General features: G+C 25.7%; 21 protein-coding genes and 1 other RNA gene. 18 read left to right on the forward strand and 4 right to left on the reverse strand.

Going from position 1 to position 19,914, the window contains the following annotated elements; translation table 4 throughout:
* Nucleotides 1-166: 166 nt before the first annotated feature.
* The gene (locus SFLOR_RS01670) at nt 167-349 is read right to left on the reverse strand and encodes a ferredoxin (RefSeq protein WP_245858727.1); all 183 of its coding nucleotides are present in this window, start codon (nt 347-349) and stop codon (nt 167-169) included.
* A 104-nt stretch (nt 350-453) separates the two neighbouring features.
* On the opposite strand from SFLOR_RS01670, the gene SFLOR_RS01675 reads away from it, so the two are divergent.
* The 6 genes from SFLOR_RS01675 to SFLOR_RS01700 are packed head-to-tail and all read left to right on the forward strand — an operon-like array spanning nt 454 to nt 5,047.
* Nucleotides 454-1,116, forward strand: coding sequence for a hypothetical protein (locus SFLOR_RS01675; protein WP_100916364.1), 663 nt, complete (start codon nt 454-456; stop codon nt 1,114-1,116).
* Nucleotides 1,117-1,132: 16 nt separating this feature from the next.
* On the forward strand, nt 1,133-1,795 hold the full coding sequence (gene cmk, locus SFLOR_RS01680; RefSeq protein WP_100916365.1) for a (d)CMP kinase: 663 nt from the start codon (nt 1,133-1,135) through the stop codon (nt 1,793-1,795).
* Between the two features lie 28 nt (nt 1,796-1,823).
* Entirely contained in the window at nt 1,824-3,137 is a 1,314-nt protein-coding gene (gene der, locus SFLOR_RS01685) for a ribosome biogenesis GTPase Der (protein WP_100916366.1), read from the forward strand.
* 4 nt (nt 3,138-3,141) lie between these two features.
* On the forward strand, nt 3,142-4,146 hold the full coding sequence (locus tag SFLOR_RS01690) for an NAD(P)H-dependent glycerol-3-phosphate dehydrogenase (protein WP_100916367.1): 1,005 nt from the start codon (nt 3,142-3,144) through the stop codon (nt 4,144-4,146).
* A gap of 19 nt (nt 4,147-4,165) precedes the next feature.
* Nucleotides 4,166-4,441, forward strand: coding sequence for an HU family DNA-binding protein (locus SFLOR_RS01695; protein WP_100916368.1), 276 nt, complete (start codon nt 4,166-4,168; stop codon nt 4,439-4,441).
* A gap of 54 nt (nt 4,442-4,495) precedes the next feature.
* Nucleotides 4,496-5,047, forward strand: coding sequence for a DnaD family protein (locus SFLOR_RS01700; RefSeq protein WP_100916369.1), 552 nt, complete (start codon nt 4,496-4,498; stop codon nt 5,045-5,047).
* Here SFLOR_RS01700 and SFLOR_RS01705 read toward each other — a convergent pair.
* A complete protein-coding gene (locus tag SFLOR_RS01705; RefSeq protein ID WP_100916370.1) occupies nt 5,022-5,507 on the reverse strand; it encodes a Holliday junction resolvase RecU in 486 nt (161 codons plus the stop codon). The two genes, SFLOR_RS01700 and SFLOR_RS01705, sit on opposite strands and share 26 nt — an antisense overlap.
* 84 nt (nt 5,508-5,591) lie before the next feature.
* Here SFLOR_RS01705 and SFLOR_RS01710 point away from each other — a divergent pair, with 84 nt between their 5' ends.
* The 4 genes from SFLOR_RS01710 (at nt 5,592) to recA (ending at nt 7,874) form a co-directional block, all read left to right on the forward strand.
* On the forward strand, nt 5,592-5,921 hold the full coding sequence (locus SFLOR_RS01710; protein ID WP_100916371.1) for a DivIVA domain-containing protein: 330 nt from the start codon (nt 5,592-5,594) through the stop codon (nt 5,919-5,921).
* A 27-nt stretch (nt 5,922-5,948) separates the two neighbouring features.
* Nucleotides 5,949-6,300: RNase P RNA component class B (gene rnpB, locus SFLOR_RS01715), an RNA gene on the forward strand.
* A 34-nt stretch (nt 6,301-6,334) separates the two neighbouring features.
* Nucleotides 6,335-6,790, forward strand: coding sequence for a CinA family protein (locus tag SFLOR_RS01720; protein WP_100916372.1), 456 nt, complete (start codon nt 6,335-6,337; stop codon nt 6,788-6,790).
* A 46-nt stretch (nt 6,791-6,836) separates the two neighbouring features.
* Nucleotides 6,837-7,874: a recombinase RecA gene (gene recA, locus SFLOR_RS01725; protein WP_169919180.1), complete on the forward strand. Its 1,038-nt coding sequence runs from the start codon at nt 6,837-6,839 to the stop codon at nt 7,872-7,874.
* Nucleotides 7,875-7,910: 36 nt separating this feature from the next.
* Here recA and SFLOR_RS01730 read toward each other — a convergent pair whose 3' ends face one another.
* Nucleotides 7,911-9,755, reverse strand: coding sequence for an ABC-2 transporter permease (locus SFLOR_RS01730; RefSeq protein ID WP_100916373.1), 1,845 nt, complete (start codon nt 9,753-9,755; stop codon nt 7,911-7,913).
* 147 nt (nt 9,756-9,902) lie between these two features.
* Between SFLOR_RS01730 and rny the strand changes: the two genes are divergently transcribed.
* The 3 genes from rny to SFLOR_RS01745 all read left to right on the forward strand — a co-directional run bounded on the left by rny (nt 9,903) and on the right by SFLOR_RS01745 (nt 13,623).
* The gene (rny, locus tag SFLOR_RS01735; protein ID WP_100916374.1) at nt 9,903-11,435 is read left to right on the forward strand and encodes a ribonuclease Y; all 1,533 of its coding nucleotides are present in this window, start codon (nt 9,903-9,905) and stop codon (nt 11,433-11,435) included.
* Between the two features lie 56 nt (nt 11,436-11,491).
* Entirely contained in the window at nt 11,492-12,835 is a 1,344-nt protein-coding gene (ffh, locus tag SFLOR_RS01740) for a signal recognition particle protein (protein ID WP_100916375.1), read from the forward strand.
* A 65-nt stretch (nt 12,836-12,900) separates the two neighbouring features.
* The gene (locus SFLOR_RS01745; RefSeq protein ID WP_100916376.1) at nt 12,901-13,623 is read left to right on the forward strand and encodes an SDR family oxidoreductase; all 723 of its coding nucleotides are present in this window, start codon (nt 12,901-12,903) and stop codon (nt 13,621-13,623) included.
* Nucleotides 13,624-13,658: 35 nt separating this feature from the next.
* Here SFLOR_RS01745 and SFLOR_RS01750 read toward each other — a convergent pair whose 3' ends face one another.
* Nucleotides 13,659-14,570: a hypothetical protein gene (locus SFLOR_RS01750; RefSeq protein ID WP_100916377.1), complete on the reverse strand. Its 912-nt coding sequence runs from the start codon at nt 14,568-14,570 to the stop codon at nt 13,659-13,661.
* 93 nt (nt 14,571-14,663) lie between these two features.
* Here SFLOR_RS01750 and SFLOR_RS01755 point away from each other — a divergent pair, with 93 nt between their 5' ends.
* The 5 genes from SFLOR_RS01755 to SFLOR_RS01775 all read left to right on the forward strand — a co-directional run bounded on the left by SFLOR_RS01755 (nt 14,664) and on the right by SFLOR_RS01775 (nt 19,907).
* Nucleotides 14,664-15,128, forward strand: coding sequence for a 23S rRNA (pseudouridine(1915)-N(3))-methyltransferase RlmH (locus SFLOR_RS01755; RefSeq protein WP_100916378.1), 465 nt, complete (start codon nt 14,664-14,666; stop codon nt 15,126-15,128).
* A gap of 77 nt (nt 15,129-15,205) precedes the next feature.
* A complete protein-coding gene (ylqF, locus tag SFLOR_RS01760; protein WP_100916379.1) occupies nt 15,206-16,165 on the forward strand; it encodes a ribosome biogenesis GTPase YlqF in 960 nt (319 codons plus the stop codon).
* Nucleotides 16,159-16,779 carry a ribonuclease HII gene (locus SFLOR_RS01765; RefSeq protein WP_100916380.1) on the forward strand — a complete coding sequence of 207 codons (621 nt, stop codon included), beginning with the start codon at nt 16,159-16,161 and terminating at the stop codon, nt 16,777-16,779. The genes ylqF and SFLOR_RS01765 overlap by 7 nt, the downstream gene beginning before the upstream one ends.
* Before the next feature lies 1 nt (nt 16,780).
* Nucleotides 16,781-18,460: a phospho-sugar mutase gene (locus SFLOR_RS01770; RefSeq protein ID WP_100916381.1), complete on the forward strand. Its 1,680-nt coding sequence runs from the start codon at nt 16,781-16,783 to the stop codon at nt 18,458-18,460.
* A gap of 115 nt (nt 18,461-18,575) precedes the next feature.
* Nucleotides 18,576-19,907: a CoA-disulfide reductase gene (locus SFLOR_RS01775; RefSeq protein ID WP_100916382.1), complete on the forward strand. Its 1,332-nt coding sequence runs from the start codon at nt 18,576-18,578 to the stop codon at nt 19,905-19,907.
* Nucleotides 19,908-19,914: the final 7 nt, after the last annotated feature.

Consider the following 19,914-nt stretch of genomic DNA (forward strand, 5'->3'; position numbering starts at 1 on the left):
AATAAGGATATTAAAATTGTTCAAAAGAAATCTCTGATTATCTTTTTTAAAAAAAATTATTAATAAATTAAATAAATTTGCTTTTGAATGAGTGGCATTTTTATAATTTGAAAAGTTTTTAAAAAAGATAATAAAAAAATTCTTTAATAAGAATTTTTTTTGTTTTCTATTCGTCCCCAATTTTAACAGCACCAGTAGGACAAACCATTTGGCATTCAACTAATTCTAGATCATTTTCGTTTGCTTCTGCAAATCCATCATCATCCATGAAAAGAGTACCTGTTTCATCTATTTGTACACAAGCCATGCATCCAATACACATTGACTTATCTATCCAAGTTTTTTTCATAAAAAACATCTCCATTTCATTAATATAATAACAATAATTTACAATATTTCTATATTTAATTTATAATATAAATTAATGGGGTGAAAAAAGTGAACCTAACAAGAATGGAACGTAATAAACAAATTCACGATAAAGTTAGAAAAGAAATTTCATATAAGAAAAATATTCAAGATGAAAAATCAGTAATTCATTCTACTTTTGAAAAACTTAAAAAAATTGATATGGATTTTTTTAAGGAAAAACTAGCAATATTTGATGCTAAGCACGAATTTGAAAAACCATATCTTGACAGAGATAAGTCGTCTTGCTTATTTCCTGAAGAGATTAAATATGAAATGAAGTTAGAGATTTCAGAACTTAAAAAGCTTGGAAAAGCTGAAGTTGTAAATAACTCTAAAGTTGAAACAGAAGAAGAAACATTTACTTTAAAAAGTGAAAAATATATTAATTTATATAGAAGTTTACAAGCCAATGAAAAGAATTTTCAAAAGAATATAGATAAACTAAAAGAAAAACAAGCAGGGCTTAAAATTATTCCTCAAGATATCTCAATGACTACTGTACAACAAGTAAGAAGCAAAGATAATAGAAGTACTCAACAAATGATTCTTGAAGTTAATGATAAAAATGAAAAAGGTCAAAATAAGGTTATAAAAACTTGAAAACTTTATGAAAGAAAATATAGATTTAAATGATCATTACCTATTTTAATAATTTTAGCAATTTTAATGATTCTAACTATAATAATTCCAATTTTCATTGTTTAAAAGGGGTAAAATAAATATGAAAAATATCAATATTGCAGTAGATGGAACAGCAGGATCAGGAAAAAGTTCTGTAATGATTAAAGTGGCAGAAAAATTGAAAATGAATTTTATTGATACAGGAGTTATGTATCGTGCTTTTACAAAATTATGTATTAATAATGGTGTAAACTTTTCTTCTGACAATGAAATTCAAGCTCAAATAAAAAATTTTAATTTTAAGTATATAAATGAAAATTCAATAATAGTAAATGGTATTGATTTAGGAAAAAATATTTCTGATTATGATGTTGCAGAAAATATTAAATATGTTGCCAAAAACAATGATGTTAGAGCTTTTATGGTAGAAGCTCAAAGAAAAATGTCAGAAAGTAAAAATAATATAGTAATTGGAAGAGATATAACAACTGTTGTTTTACCTGATGCTGAGTTAAAAATTTATTTTGATTGTTCTATAGAATCAAGAGCAAAAAGAAGATACGAACAAAATAAAGCTAAAAATATTGTTCCAAATGTATACGAAGATATTTTGAGACAGATTGAACAAAGAGATGATTATGATAAAAATAGAGCAGTAGGAGCTTTAAAGATAACAAAAGATGCTTGATATATTGATACTAGTAATTTAAGTATTGAAGAAGTAATTAATATAGTTTTAAAAAAAATAGAAGAAATTAAATAATTTTTATAAATAAAAGAGGTGTAGAAATATGGCAAGAAAAGGAATTGTGGCAGTTGTTGGAAGACCAAATGTTGGTAAATCTACACTATTTAATAGAATAATAAGAGAAAAAAAAGCTATTGTTGAAGATAAACCTGGTGTAACAAGAGATAGAATGTATGGAAGAGCAGAGTGATTGACGATGCCTTTTATTGGTGTTGATACTGGAGGAATAACTTTACAAGATAGTCCTTTTTCAAAAGAAATAAGAATGCAAGCTGAAATAGCTATTAAAGAAGCTGATGTGATTGTTTTTGTAATTAATTTTAAAGATGGAATTACTCCAGAAGATGAAATGGTTGCAAAAATTCTTTATAAAACTCAAAAACCAATTATATTAGCTGTAAATAAATATGATAAAAAAGAGCAATTTGATGAGTCTTTTACTTTTATGACTTTAGGTTTTGGAGAACCTTGTTTAATTTCCTCAACACACGGTATTGGAGTTGGAGACTTATTAGATAAAGTAATTGAAAATATGCCTAAATTTAATGAAGATCACGAAAATGAAGAATTAAAATTAGCTATTGTTGGAAGACCAAATGTTGGTAAATCAAGTTTAGTAAATGCACTTGTTGGAGAAGAAAGAATGATAGTATCTGATGTAGCTGGAACAACAATTGATGCAGTTGACAGTAAAATTAAATATAATGGCAATGATTATATAATTATAGATACTGCTGGTATGAGAAAAAAAGGTAAAATTTATGAAAATCTTGAAAAATATAGTTATCTTAGATCTATTACCAGTATTAACAAAGCAGATATTGTTCTTTTAGTTCTAGATTCAAGTGAAAAAGTTGCAGATCATGACACAAATATTGGTGGTGTTGCTTTTGAAGAAAATAAACCTATAATAATTATTGGAAATAAGTGGGATTTAGTTTCAAATAAGGAAACTAATACAATGAAAAAGAAAGAAGAAGAAATAAAAGCTTATTTTAAATATTTAAATTATGCCAAAGTACTATTTTTGTCAGCAAAAGAAAATAAGAGAGTAAATAAAATTTTTGATGTTGTTGATTTAGTTCAAAAAAATATTAAAAAGAGAATTCGAACAAGTTTATTAAATGAAATTTTCAATAAAGCACAATTAATAAATCCAGCTCCAAATCATAATGGAGGTAGATTAAAAATATTTTATGCTTCACAAGTAGAAGCATATCTTCCAACTTTTGTTTTATTTGTAAATAATCCAGAATTTGTACATTTCTCATATAAAAGATTTTTGGAGAATCAAATTCGCTCACAATTTGATTTCAGTGGTGTGCCAATTACAATAATTTTTAGAGAAAGGAAATAATAAAATGATAAAAGAAAGAATATCAATAATAGGTACAGGAGCATATGGAACAGTATTGGCTAATGTTTTAGCTGATAATGGCCATGATGTATTAATGTATGGTATTGAAGAGTCACAAGTTGATGACATTAACAATAATCATTTAAACTCAATGTTTTTTAAAGATTTATTAATAAATTCAAACATAAAAGCAACAACAGATTTTGCAGTTGCTATGGAAAAAGCAAATATTGTAATTTTAAGTGTTCCCACATTTGCATTAGATAATGCAATTGAAAATATAATTAAATATGGTAAACATGAAATGCATATTATAAATGTTGCAAAAGGATTAGATGAAAAAAACTTGGATTTATTGAGTAAAAAAATCAAAAAGCAGTTTGAAGGTACAGGAATTATGAAATCTTATGGAGCAATTTATGGACCATCAGTAGCAATAGAAGTAATTATGAGAAAACCAACTTGCGTTATGAGTTGTAATGAAGATGAAGAAATAGCAACATATATGGCAAATATTTTTTCAAATGAATATTTTATTGTTAAAGTTTCAACAGATATTGTTGGATGTGAAATAGCAGCTGCTTTAAAAAATGCAGTAGCTATTGGAGTAGGAATTCTGCATGGTTTTTCAGCAGCAGATAATTCAAAAGCGTCATTAATTACTATTGGAAATGCAGAAATTTATAATGTTGCAAAACATTTTGGAGCTAAATTAGAAACATTTATGAATTTTGCTACACTTGGAGATCTTATTTTAACTGCTTCTTCTGTAAAATCAAGAAATTTTTCATTGGGTGTTCAAATTGCAGAAAACGATGACGCAAAAAAAATACTCACTTCACATAAACATACTGTTGAAGGGGTTTTATCTTGTAAATTAGCATATGAGATCTCTAAAAAATATCAAATTGATACTCCAATGTTTGAAATACTATACAAAATACTATACAATAATCATAAGCCTAGTGGGTTAGTTAATGATTTTTTCAAACACGCTAAGGTAGTATAGATATAAGGGGTCGAAAACCATGACAAAAAAAGAATTATCTGAAAAACTATCAACAGAATTTGGTAGCACAAGAGCTGAAGCTGAAAGAATGATTAATTTTGTATTTGATGAAATCTCAAATGCATTAGTTAAAAAAGAAGAAGTTGCTTTGGCAGGTTTTGGAAAATTTGTTACTTCTGAAAGAGCTGCACGTGAAGGTGTTAACCCAGCAACTGGAGCTAAAATCAAAATTGCAGCAACAACAGTTGCTAAATTTAAAGTAGCTAAACAATTAAAAGACGCAGTTGCTAAATAAAAAGGGTATTTTAAATAAAAAACTTGCTAAAAGCAAGTTTTAATTTTGAAGAAAATGTTTGAATTATTCAAAATAGGCTTAATAAGTAAAAAGGCTCTTTTAATATTAAATTACTCTAAAATTAAGATTAATGAAAACCAATTAGCTATTCTATTAATTATTATGGAGTTGTCAAACGATGATCAAAAAAACTTTACACCATCACAAATTGCACAGCACATGATGATATCTAAAGAAGAAATAGAAAAAGAAATATCAGAATTATTAAAGAATAGAATTATTAAACTTGAACAAAAAGGTAAAAAAACTATTCTTGATCTGACCCCATTATTTAATAGACTACTTGTGGAAGTGGAAGAAAAACACTCTAAACTAAGAAATGACAATACGTATAATTTTATTGAAAAAATTTTTAACTATGAACTTAATAAACAAGAAATAGAAAAAATAGAAAATTTCATTGAATTAGGTATTTCTAAACCAAAAATTATGTCAATAATTGATGAATATAAAATTAATAATATAAATGATTTATTCAAGAAATTAGAAGAACAAGCTAAAAAAACATCAGTAAAAATTACTATGTATAATTGATTAAATGATTAAAAATTTGATTAAAATCAAATTTAATACCTGAAAAACTTATTTCAAAGAAATTATCTTTGAAATAGTTATAGGGTATTTTTTTATTCTCCATTTTTTTTATTTCATTTATATGTAAAAAAAATAATTTTTCATATAAATGAAAATAAACTATGATAAAACCACTACCATTGTTTTTATTAACTAAATTCAATTTTTCTATTTGATGTTTTTTAATATTGTTCAAATTAAAAAAATCTTTTTCTGTTTCTTTTGCTTCAAATTCAATGTAAATTCCTTTTCAAAGCCCTATATAATCACAAAAATAGTTTTTGTTTAATCGTGCTGTTACTATATTGTTTTCAACAGAGATAATATTGTTATTTATAGGCATTTTATATATAAAACCTTTGGTTGGATCTAATGAATTAATACTGTTGTTTATAATCATTTCTAAGTACATTCCTTTATTTTTAATAATCACTTTTATCACCCAATTTATTAATCGCAATATATTTACAAAAAATTACAAAATAAGATACAATAAGACTAAATAGGGGGCTAAAAAATGGCAGATTATATTAAATTATCAAAGCAAGATATCTTAGATAAAGACTTCGAAGTAGAATATAAAGGTTATAAAGTAGAAGAAGTTGACTCTTTTTTAGATATGATTGCAGAAGATTACAAAACATTTACAGACAGAGAAATTAAAAAAGATGAAAAAATAGCTCTTTTAGAAGATGAAGTTAAGAGAGTAACCAATGACTTAAAACAAACAATTGCAAGTTTAAAACTTACAGAAAATCAAATTGATGAGTTAGCAAGAAAAGGACTTAACAGTTCAGATATTATTAAAAGAATCTCTAATTTAGAAAAAGATACATATAACAAATAATTTGGTATAAAATAAAGATTGAGATTAAATCTGAATCAACTGCTATATTTGAAAAATAATATAGAGGAAACTCCACGCTTGCACATTCTGAGATGAATGTAGTGATTGTGCTAGAGGAAAAAATAACTCTAGGTACCAATTTTATTTGGTAACGACTTAAGTATAGTCTAAGGGTATTTATACCTATGATAAGCTTTTTAAAGTGCCACAGAGACGATTAACTAGAAATAGTGAAATGGAACGGGTAAACTCCACAAGCAAGAAACTCAAATTTTGGTAGAGGAGCTTAAAGGTGAGGAATTCAACAAACCTTTAGGATTGCAGATGCAATAGATAGATAGTTGATGCACGAAAGTGTTACAAAACGTGGGTTATGATGATTTAATTTCACTATATTTTTTAAGGATTTGTATATGGAAAAATTATTTGAATATTTAAAATTGAATAATTTAACAATATCTAGTTGTGAGTCATTTACTGGTGGATATTTTGCAAATGAAATAACAAATTTATCAGGAGCTAGCAATTATTTTAAAGGAGGATTTGTTTGTTATACTGATGAATTTAAATCACAAATTTTGCAAATTGATATAGAAGTAATTAAAAAATATGGTGCAGTTTCTTTAGAAACTTTAAATTTAATGTTATCTAAAACACAAGAATTATTGAAAACAGATATAGTTTTTGCTTTTACAGGTTTTTCTACTCCAATTGATGATAATAATGTTTTATCAGGATTGAGTTATGTTGGTTTTAAAATGAAAGAAAAAATATATACATATGAATTTAAAGTTTTAGAAGATATTTCAAGAAAAGAATATAAAAAAAGAGCTTGTAATTTTGTTATAAATAAATTACTAGAATTGTAATTTTTTTTCTTATATTTGTCGATTATGACAAATGAGGAGGAAAATTATGATAGAAAAAACATTAGAAGAAAATAAAAATGAGGTGCTTTTAAATATGAATAATAACATTTATGATGATCCAGCTTTTAAAAGCGTCTTAAAAGATATTGAAAAAACTTTTGGAAAAGGTTCAATTATGAAACTTGGAGACTCTGTAAATTCAACAATTGATGTAATTCCAAGTGGAAGTTTTTTATTAGATAGAGCAATTGGAGTTGGAGGTTATCCAAAAGGTAGAATTATAGAAATATATGGTCCAGAATCAAGTGGTAAAACCACACTATCTTTGCATGCCATTTGTGAGGCACAAAAAAATAATGGAAGAGCTGCATTTATAGATGCAGAACATGCTTTAGATCCAAGATATGCCCAAAATATTGGTGTAGATATAAAAAATCTTGTTGTAGCCCAACCAGATTCAGGTGAACAAGCTTTAGATATTTTAGAAATGTTGGTTAAATCAAATACAATAGATATTGTAGTTATTGACTCAGTTGCAGCTCTTGTTCCAAAAGCAGAATTGGATGGAGAAATGTCAGATCAACAAATTGGTTTACAAGCAAGATTAATGTCTAAAGCTTTAAGAAAATTAAATGGAATTGTTTCAAAAACAAATACAACTGTTATATTTATTAATCAATTAAGAGAAAAAGTTGGAGTAATTTTTGGAAATCCAGAAACAACTCCTGGAGGTAGAGCTTTAAGATTTTATTCCTCATTAAGACTTGAAGTTAGAAAAGGTGAAACCATTTCTGTAAATGGAGAAGCAACTGCAAATAAAGTAAAAATTAAAATAGTTAAAAATAAAGTTTCTCCACCTTTTAAAACTTGTCAAATAACAATTGCTTATAATAAAGGTGTAGAAAAAGATATTGAAGTTATTGAAATGGCAACAATTTATAATGTTTTAACAAAAGCAGGAGTTTGATATTCTTATGGTGAAGAAAAAATAGGGCAGGGAAAAGAAGCTGTAAGAGAATGATTTACTAATAATCCTGATAAATATGAGGAAATTCAAAATAAATTAAAAGATTGTATAGAATAATAAAAAAATCGAAATTAGTTTCGATTTTTTTATTATTTAAACTTCTACTCGATCATTTCTACCAATTGTTTCTTCATCTGTAACACTTGGTTTTAAAACTTCATTTTTTTGCATTTTCTTATACCATTTAAATTGTCCTTCAAATGGATATAATTCTCTAACTTTTAAAATAACTTCGGGATAATAATTTTCCTGCATTTTATTTCAATTGTAGCCTTTTTTATTTTGTTTTTTAAATTGCTCTGCTTCTGTTTTCATGTTTAATTCTTCAAAAGCTCTTAAAACTTGTTTTCCTTTAAATGAACCAAATCTAATTTCTTTGTTTCTTTGAGTACTCAAGAATAAACCTAAACTAAACATAAATACTCCAAATATTGCTAAAATTCCAGCCTGTTTTAATAGATACAATGTATCTGAACTGTTAAATCCGTTTTCTCCAATTCCAAATATAATTGAGCCTATACCTTGAATTGAGAATCTATACTCTGATAAGAAACTTATTCCATAGAAAAAGTCAAATTGCATGAAACTTGGAAATGTCCCAGAACCTGCAGCAATATTTATAACTAGATAAATAATAACTAAAAATTTAGAAACCATTTCATCTGTGAATGCAAATCACAGAGCTTGAATTGTAACAGCAAATATTAACTCTATATAGAGTAATCATAATCATAGTGAGAATAAGGCAGCAGAACCAATTGCTGAATATCCAGTTAAAGATAAAACAGCAATAAGTAAACTAACTTGAATTATACCTGTTGTGTACATTAACATCGTCTTTGTAATAAATCATTTTTTGGCCGATAAGTTGTGATTTCGTTTTCCTCTATCATAGATAAAAGTTTGCATAAATGTTCCAACAAATAAACCTATACATATGAAAAATTCTCCAAGACCAATTCCATATATTCCATTTCTAGCACCTTGTTGGTCAAAATTAATCATATTTAGTTCTTCTTTTGAATTGCTATAAATATATTTAATAATTGCCAATATTAATTCTTCTCGTCATGTATTATCTAAGTAATTTCTTTGATCATTTTTTGTTTCTTTTATTTCATTTTTAATTGATTCAGCTGCTTTTTCATCAAATAATTTATCAATTATTTTTAAAACAATTGAAGCTCTATATTCATACATACTTTTCATATAGTAACCAAATATAAAGTTTCTTTCATAAGTTGTTCAAAGATCCATTTTTACTTTTGGAGAAGGTACTAAATCAGAATCAGATCTTAAAAAAGTTCCTATTTTATATACTAAATATTCTAATGTTCCAGTATTTAACTTTAAATCAACATAATATTTTTTTCCTTTTCATTGTTTATTAATCTCTTCTTTAGAAGAAATATAGTGAATATTTGTAAGTGACATTCCTTCTTTTATTTCATTTGAGCTAAATATATTTTTTTCATCTTCAACACCTTGTTTTTTAGCATTTAAATTTGATTTTAAAAGATCTCAAATATTTACTGGCATAATATAATTTTTAAGATCTTCACTAGGTTTTAAATAATTTCCTGTGTTTGTTCTTATTTTATTAGGTTCTCCAGATGGTTGTGCTTTTTGAATAGCTTCTTCTAAAGTAGAAGTATTGTCTGTAGTTAAAGCATCATTATTTTCATCTCTTAGAACACCAAGTTCATATTGTTTTACAATTGTTCCTGGCTTTTTATAAATTCAAACTGTATTATCTTCATTCATTATCGCAATAGGTGCTTTTCCTAGATTATCAATAGGATTTCAAAATCCTAAAATACAAGTAATAGCATAAATAATAGGTATTATTGCAATACCAAAAAATTTAATTAACCTTTTTTTTGATGAAAGAACTCTTGAAGATAACTCAATTCAATAACCTTTGAATATATCTTTCATGTTATTTACTTCTTTCTAATTTTATAAAATCTAAGTCAAGTTGTTACTAAGTTTATTTATAATAAATAGTATTTATAAATAAACCTAATTATTGTAAAATAATATTGTTGTAAATGCAACACCACGCTTTCTAGGATTGGAGAAACAATGCTAGTTACAAATTTAAAAGAAAACATATTTATTGCGTTTTTAACTATATTAATAGTATTTCTAAGTATTGCTATTGGATTTATAGTTTATTTAGTTAAATCTCGTCGACGCAAATATATTTTACAAAAAATAAAAGACGAAGCTAAAATAATTAAAATGAATATAATAGCAGAAGCAAAAGCAAAAGCGGATTTTATAAAATTAACTGCTGAAAATGAAACTAAGTATATTCAAGAAAAAATTCTTTTAGAAGAAAAAAATCTAAAATTAAAACAGGTAAAAATTGATGAAGAGTTAAGTTCTTTATCTAAAAAAGAAGAATTCATAATTGAAGATAGAATTAATCTTAATAAAAAAAGAAAAGAACTTGAAGTTGAATCAAAGAAAATCTTATTACTATTAGAAAATATTTCAAATTTAACTGAAGAGGAAGTCAAAAATGAAATATTTACTTTAATAGAAAACAAATATTTAAGTGATTTTACAAATAAAATTAAAAAACAGGAAGAAAATTTAGCTAGAAATGCTCAAAAAAAAGCTATTAAAATCTTAATAGAGGCAATGCAAAGTGTTCATATTGAAGTTACTTCAGAGAAAAATACAACTTTTTTTGAGTTAGAAAATGAGTCTTTAAAAGGAAAAATTATTGGTAAGGAAGGAAGAAATATTAAAACATTTCAATCTTATGGGGGTGTTGATATCATAATAGATGACACACCAAATAGAATAACTATTTCATCTTTTAATCCAATTAGAAGAGAAATTGCGTATTTAACATTACAAGAACTTTTGAAATCAGCAAGAATTCATCCTGCAGCAATTGAAGAACAATTAATTTTACAAGAAGAAAAATTAGAAAAACATTGTTATGATATTGGAATAAATATATTAGAAGATCTAAAAATTGATGATTTTCCATCTGAAATAGTTATAATGCTAGGTAAATTAAAATTTAGACATAGTTATGGTCAAAATGTTTTACAACATTCTATTGAAGTTGCTATTATTGCTAAAAATATTGCTAAACAATTAAATTTAGATGAAAAGATAGCGCTTAAATCAGGACTTTTACATGACATAGGGAAAGCTGTGGATTTCGAAAAAGAAGGAAGTCATGTTACATTGGGTGTAAATATACTTAGAAAGTATGATATGGATAATATAATTATTAATGCTGTAGAATCGCACCACAATGATGTAGAAAAAAATACCTATTATGCTGAAATTATAGCAATTGCTGATGCAATAAGTGCAGCAAGACCTGGAGCACGAAATAATGATTCAGAAGATTACTTTATAAGAATAAAAAATTTAGAAGATATTTGTTTAAAACAAAAAGGAGTATTAAAGGCCTATGTTTTAAAATCAGGAAGAGAAATAAGAGTAATGGTAAATCCAAATGCTGTAGATGATTACAATATGAAAAAACTATCTTTTAAAATAAAAGAAGAAATTCAAAAAATTAATAAAACTCCAGGGGATATCTATATTACAATTATTCGTGAAAAACGTGAAACTATTAAATTATAAAGCACCAAGAAAATGGTGTTTTTTGTTATAATAATTTGTGATTGGAGTGAAACAATATGGGATTTGGAGATTTTTTAGCTAATAAAATGAAAAAATCTATTGAAAAGAACTTGAAAAAAAGTACTTTAAATAGTGAAAATATAAAAGAAGTATTAAGAGAAATTAGATTAGCTCTTCTAGAAGCTGACGTTAACGTTGATGTTGCTAAAAGATTTATATCTAATGTAGAAAAAAAATCTGAAGGAGTTTTTATTGAACAAGGAGTTAGAGCAGATCAACAAATGATCAAAATAGTTCATGAAGAATTAGTTGACATTTTAGGAAAAACAAATAAGCCCTTAGAGATTGATAAAAAGCCTTCAATTATAATGATGGTTGGATTACAAGGTGCTGGTAAAACTACAACAGTAGGAAAACTATCTCATTTAATTACTAAAAAAAATAAAAAGAAAACTTTAATGGTTGGTTTAGATATTTACAGACCAGGAGCTATTGATCAATTAGTTGAATTGGGTCAAAAAAATAATTTAGATGTTTTTGAACAAGGAAAACAAGATCCAATTAAAACTGCAAAACAAGCAATTGATTATGGTCAAAAAAATGGTTATGAAGTAATAATTTTAGATACTGCTGGTCGTTTACAAATAGATAAAGAATTAATGAAAGAACTAAACAATATTAGAAAAGCTGTTTCTCCTCAAGAAATAATTCTTACAGTTGATGGTATGACAGGACAAGATATAATAAATGTTTCACAAGAATTTAATGATTTATTAAAATTAACTGGAGTAATTGTTACAAAACTTGATGGTGATGCTCGTGGGGGAGCAACTCTTTCAATTACAGATATAACAAAATTACCAATTAAATTTATTGGTGAAGGTGAGGGTATTTCTGCTCTTGCTGAATTTCATCCAAAAAGAATGGCAGATAGAATTCTTGGAATGGGTGATGTTGAGAGTCTATTTGAAAAAGCAGCAGATGTTATTGATCAAAGAACAATGGAAAAAACCATGAAAAGAATGTTTGCTGGTCAATTTGATTTAGAAGATTTAAAAAATCAAATGGAACAAGTTGCAAAAATGGGAAATCTTGGTGGAATAATGAAAATGATGCCAGGATTAAATGGAAAAGTAAGTGAAAATCAAATTAATCAAGCGCAACAAAAACTTTGAGTTGCAAATATTTTAATGAGTTCTATGACTTTAAAAGAAAGAAGAGAACCTAGACTTTTAAAAGCTATAACTAGAAAACAAAGAATTTTGAAAGGTTCAGGTAGAAGTGAAAAAGAATTTAATGAATTATTAAATCAATTTGATAAAGGAAAAAAACAAGTTCTTGAAATGTCAAAAGCATTAAAATCAGGAAAAATACCTAATATGGGTGGTTTAAAATTTTAAACTAGATATTATTCTAGTTTTTTTTATTTTTAAATATATAATTTTGATAAAGGACAATTGAAAAAATGAAAAAGAAATTAGTTGTAATAACAGGAGCATCAAGCGGAATAGGAAAAGAATTAGCTAAATTATTTATTAAAGATGGATATCCAGTTTTACTTTTAGCTAGAAGAGTAGAATTACTTAAAGAATTTGAATCAAAAAATGTAATTATTGCAAAAGTTGATGTTACAAATTTTGATCAATTTGAAAAAGCAGTTAGAAAAGCAGAAGATAAATTTGGATTAACAGATTTAATAATAAATAATGCTGGAGTTATGTATTTAGATAAAATCTACAACCTAGATTTAAAAATGCAAAATGAAATGTTTGATATAAATGTAAAAGGTGTGCTAAACGGAATGAACATTGTTATAAATGATATGAAAAATAGAAATGCAGGAACGATAATAAATGTTGGAAGTGTAGCAGGAAGATGAACAGGTGATGATAGAGCAATTTATAATGGTAGTAAATTTGCAATTAGAGCTATAACAGAACAAAGTAGAAAAGAGATGGCGAAATTTAATGTAAGAGTTCTTACAATTGAACCTGCATTAGTTGATACAAATCTTTCAACAGGAACTAGTAATTCAGAGGTAATTAAAAGTTATCAAGATTGAAAACAAAGTTTAGATAAAGGACTTGAAAGTTCACAAGTTGCTGAAGTTATTCTCTATATGTATAAAATGCCTCAAGAAATTTCTTTAAAAGAAATAGTAATTAGTAGTACAAAACAATCAATATAATAGTTTTGAATTTTAATATAAAAAAATGGATTTTCTTAAAAATCCATTTTTTTTGTTTCAATTTTTTTAATCTCTTTTTCTTGTTCAGAAATAGCTTGTAATTTTCTATTTGCCTCTTCAATAGTTTTTCTAGTAACTTCTTTTTCAATTCTTCTTTTTTCTGCTTCTTTAATTCTTTTTCAACATCCTTCTTTCATTGCATCTGACATTAGCAATATAGATAGGATAGAAATATCAAATATTTGTCCAATAACTTTTTCAACATGTTTTCTTTCTTTAGTAGATAAACTTTCAGATTTATATTTTTGTAATGTATTAATTTCTTTAAAATATCAATCAGTGAACTCTTTACCAAATCTTTCATAAATCACAGCACTACCTTCATTTACAAAGTAAGATATATTTTTAAATAAACTTAATCTTACTTCTGCATCTTTATATGATGTTGATCTGAATTGCTCAATAACATTATTTAACTTATCATCATGATATTGATTTCCTATATCTTCAACTATAACTCTTGTGGGTTGACTTACTAATTTTCAAAGCGGTTTTTTATTTGCAGATTCTGATTCCACAAATTTATAATTCATAGCCTTTGTATATTTTTTAATACGTAAAGGCAAGATATACATATCATATGAGATATATTCTGAATATCTTCACTTTCTTGCAACTATTTCTGAAATTATGTTATATACCATTTCTAAAATAGTTAAGTTTAATGTTCTTTCATTTAATTTAAATTCCAGTTTATTCATTCTTAATAATTGATAGTACTCATAACCGTAATGTTCAAGTGAAATCATATTAAAGTAAGTTTGAACTGTTGAATTATTCAAAATTGCAGAATATGAAAATTGAATATCGGGAACAAGAGCATCAACTATATTTTCAAATTGTGGTCTATAATCTAAAATAGATTGAAATTGTTTTTTTTCTGCCATAAAATCTTCTCCAAAATCTCATTTATATTTTATCATAAAATTATTTAAATAAATATTGTAAAGTATATAATAAGAGTGGCCTTAGGAGAAAAAATGAAGATAAAATTAATTTGTTTTAATAAAATAAATAAAGAATTTAAAGAACCTTATGAATTCTATATTAATAAAATACAAAAACACTGTGATTTAGAAATAATAGAAATTAATGAGTTTGATCATGGAGATATAAAATCTAATATGATTAAAAATGAACAAAATATACACTTAAGGCTTAAAGAACTAAAAAATTTTGAAATATTTTTATTAGATATTAATGCAAAACAATATAGTTCAAAGCAAATAGCTAAACTTTTAGAGGAAAATAAAAACTATAAAGGGGGCAATATTTGTTTGATAATCGGTCCAAGTGATGGATTTAGTAAAGAATTTAGAAATTTGTATCAAAATAAAATAAGTTTTGGTTTAATAACATTACCTTACAATTTAGTGAGAATAGTTTTGCTAGAACAAATTTATAGAGGTTTTAAAATATCAAAAAATCAAAAATATCATAAATAGATTATTTATTTTTTTTAAAAAAATAGACTTTTTTAGATTAATATATAAAATGATATTGTCACTAAGGAGGCAATCCTATGTTTAACGAAAAATCAACTTTTAATTGATTTCCAGGTCATATGAATAAGAGCATTAAAGAGATTGAAGAGAAAATCTCAATAGTTGACTTAGTTATGGAAATCGTAGATGCAAGAGCACCATTTTCTACACAAAATCCTTTGCTTAGAAAAATTCTAAATAAAAGGCCTAGATTAATTATTATGACAAAGTTTGATTTGTCAGATAATGAAATTACAAATCAATGAGCCGAATATTTTAAAAATTCTGGGCATAAAACATATATTGTAAAAGACAAACAAGCAAATATTTATAATGATGTATTAAAACTTATCAATGAGATGACAAGAGAAACTCAATTAAAACAAAAAAGTAGGGGTGTAGAAAACCCTCAATTAAACGTTCTTGTTGTAGGAATACCAAATGTTGGTAAATCAACAGTAATCTCAAAACTTTCAAAGGGAAAAAGTTTAAAAATAGGTAACAAACCTGGAGTAACTAGAGGTATGCAAAGAATTACTATGAATGATAATGTAACTTTAATTGATACTCCTGGAATTCTTCCAGCAAAATTTGAAAATGAAACTGTTGCTTGTAATTGTGCAGCAACAAATTCAATTCGCTTAGATATAGTTCCAAAAGAAAGAATGGCAACAAAATTAATGAGATATATTTATAACTCATATCCTTCATTAATTGAAAATACTTACAAAATCAATAAAAATGTATTAAGGCCAATAAATTATGATGACACATTTACTATTTTTGAAGAAATAGCTAAAAGAAGCAAATTTATAATTTTAGATGAAATACCAGATGTTGAAAGAGTTATTGAATTGTTTATTCATGATATTATCAACAATAATCTGGGAAAAATTTCTTTTGAAAAACCAATAGAAATAAAAGAAATATCAAAACAAGCAATTGATGAAAATGATCTGGATTCAACAGTAGTTAGTGATTTAACAGTAGAATGATAGAAAACATTAGATATTTATTTGATCAAAATATACGAGAGCAATACAAAGTTAGGTTAATAGCAGGAAGTGATGAAGTGGGAAGAGGTGCTATGGCAGGACCAATTGTTGTTGCGTCAGCTATTTTAAAACCAGATTATAATAATTCAAAAATAAAGGATTCAAAATTGCTAAATGAAAAACAAAGAGAAGAACTGTATGAGGAAATAAAAGAAAATTGCATCGCATATAGTATTTGTGAATATGATTCAAAATTTGTTGATCAATATAATCCAAAAAAAACAAGTCAAATAGGAATAATAGAATCTATTAAAAGTTTAAAAGTTAAACCAGACATTTGCTTAATTGATGGAGAAAGTATAGAATTAGCACGGTATAAATGCTTACAAATTATAAAAGGAGATAACTTGAGTATAAGTATAGGAGCTGCAAGTATTCTTGCAAAAGTGTACAGAGATAGAATAATGAATAATTTTCACTTAGAATATCCTCAGTATAATTTTATAAAAAATAAGGGTTATTGTACAAAAGAGCATCAAGAAAAAGTTAAAGAATATGGTGCCTTAAATATACACAGGTTTTCTTATAAACCAATTAAATTTCTAAAGGAGAAATAAAATGAGTTTTAATAAAAGTAATGAAATATATCAAGAATGAATTAATTCTACACACCTAGATGAAAGTTTAAAAGAAGAACTTTTAAATGCAACTGATGAAGAATTAAATGCTGCATTTAATATTCAATTAGAATTTGGTACTGCTGGAATAAGAGGTATACTTGGAGCAGGACCTGGAAGATTTAATTTATATACAATTAAAAAAGTAACTATGAGTTATGCAAAACTTTTAATATCAAAATATGGAGAAGAATTATCAAGAGGAGTTGTTATTGGTCATGACAATAGAAGATTTTCAAAAGAATTTTCACAATTGGCAGCTGAAATTTTAACAAGTTTTGGTATTAAAGCTTATCTATTTAAAAATAATACAATGAAACCAACTCCAGTTGTTTCTTATGCTACAAAAGATTTAAATGCAATAGGAGGAATTGTAATAACTGCAAGTCATAATCCAGCAATTTATAATGGTTATAAAATTTATGATGAGTTTGGATGCCAATTAATTGATGAAGATACAAAAATTATTGCTGAATATATGGAAGAAATTCAAGATATATTAAGTTGAAATTATAAAAGTGATGAAACACTTCTTAAAGTAGTTCCTCAAAAAGTTTTAAACAATTATAAGGATATGATTTCAAATTTACAATTTTATAAAGATAAGCCAAGAGATGGATTTAAAATGATTTACTCTGCTGTTAATGGAACAGGAACAGAATTTACACCTCCTTTATTAAGAAAATTTGGCTATGATGTAATTGAAGTAAAAGAACATGCATTTGAAGACTCTACATTTAAAAATGTTGGTAATCCAAATCCCGAATTTGAGCCAGCATGAAAAATACCATTTGAATATGGAACTAAAAATCAAGATGCATCAATTATTATAATTCAAGATCCAGATGCTGATAGAATTGGTTGTGCTGTTAATCACAATGGAAAGTGAATTAGAATTGATGGAAATCAAACAGGCCCTTTATTGATAGAGTGAAAATTAAGTCAAATGAAAAAATTTAACTTAACTCCATTAAATCCTGCAATGTATTCAAGTTTTGTTACAAGTGACTTAGGGGATAGAATTGCAAACGAAACTTATGGAGTAAAGGTAATTAAAACTTTAACAGGATTTAAATGAATGGGTTCAGAAATTTTAAAAGAGCCTGAAAGAGATTTAAATTTTGTATTTGCATATGAAGAAAGTTATGGTTATGTTTTAGATTCATCAACAAGAGATAAAGATGGTATTCAAGCAACAATAATGTTAGTTGAAGCTGCATGATATTATAAACAACAAGGTAAAACATTAATTGATGTTTTAAATGATCTATATACAAAATATGGTTATTATTACACATATACAGAAAATTTAAATTTTAAACCAGAAGAAATAAAATCTAAAGTAGAGCCAATTATGAAAAAGCTTAGAGAAGAGGAATTTACAACGCTAGGTGGATTAGAATTGAGTTATGTAGAAGATTATATTAATGGTCTGTTCAATATGCCAGGTCAAAACTTAATGAAATTTTACTTCAGTGATGGAAGTTGATTTGCAGTAAGACCTTCAGGAACTGAACCAAAAGTTAAGATCTATTTTATTTGTGTTGATAAAGATGAAAAAGTAGCTAAAAATAAATATGACTTAATATTTAAAGATTTAAAAGAGTTTTTAGAAATTTAATTTAAAAATAATACTTCTGTATTATTTTTTTTTACTTTTAAAATAAAAAAACTGTTTTACTGCAATATAATTATATTGGCAGTATATTTTTTGAAAATCAAATTAAGGAGTGGAAATGAAAACAATAATTATTGGAGGTAGTGCAACTGGAATGGGTGTAGCTGCTAAATTAAAAAGAAATGATCCTAATTGTGAAATAGTAGTTATACAAGATAAAAATTATGTATCTCTTGGAGCATGTGGACTTCCATATTTTGTAGTAAATAATTTTGATGATGAAAATAATTTAATTGCAAGAACAAAAGAACAATTTGAAAAACAAGGTATTAAAATAATTTCAAATTCAAAAGTAAAAACTGTAAATTTTAAAGAGAAAAAAGTTTTTTTCAATAATGAATTTGAAAACTATGACAATTTAGTTATAGCAGTTGGAGCAAAACCTATAGTGCCAAATATTAAGGGTGTTGAAGGAGAAAATGTCTTTACTCTTACAACATTAGAAGATGGAATAATGTTGAAGGAAAAGATGAATAAGGATGAAAAGATAAAGAAAGTTGCTATCATAGGAGCTGGTTTTATTGGTTTAGAAATGACAGAAACTCTTTATGAACTAAAAAAAGAAGTATATTTATTGGAAATGGAATCAAAAGTTATGAAAAGAACTTTTGATGAAGAAATATCTAATTTAATTCAAGAAAAGTTAGAAGAAAAAAAGATTAATAATTTATTTGGAGAACAATTAGTAGAAATTAAGCTAGAAAATAATAAAGTTAATTCAATTTTATTAAAAAGTGGTAAAGAAATTAAAGTGGATGCAGTTTTACTTTCTGTTGGATTTCAACCTAATACAGAATTTTTAAAAGATAGTGAATTAAAAATGAATGAAAGAGGAGCAATAATTGTAAACACAAAAGGTGAAACAAATATTGAAAACGTTTATTCTTCAGGAGACTGTGCTATTTCTAAAAATTTTATTAACAATCAAGATATTTATTCACCATTAGCAACAGTTGCTAGTAAGTTTGCAAAAATTATTGCAGATAATATTTCTGGAAAAGAAAAATATTATTTTGGTTCAATTCAAAGTGCAATTTTAAGATTATTTGATCTTGAAATTGCAAGAACAGGTTTAACTGAACAAATGGCAATAGCAAATAAAATAAATGTTAAATCAGTATTCATTAAAGATAAAGACCACACAAATTACACACCAAATCAAAAAGATTTATATCTGAAATTGATTATAAATGGTGATACAAAAGAAATCATAGGAGCTCAAATGGCGGGAAGTAATAACTCTATTTTAAGAATTTATGCTCTATCAGCTTTAATTTGACAAAAAGCTAAAGTAGATGATGCTTTAGAGCAAATTGATTTACCATATGCACCACCATTTTCAAGAAGTGTGGATATTATTCACATTGCTTTATCAAAATTAAATAAATAAAAAAAAA

Source organism: Spiroplasma floricola 23-6, from assembly GCF_002813555.1.
Classification (GTDB): Bacteria; Bacillota_I; Bacilli_A; order Mycoplasmatales; family Mycoplasmataceae; genus Spiroplasma_A; species Spiroplasma_A floricola.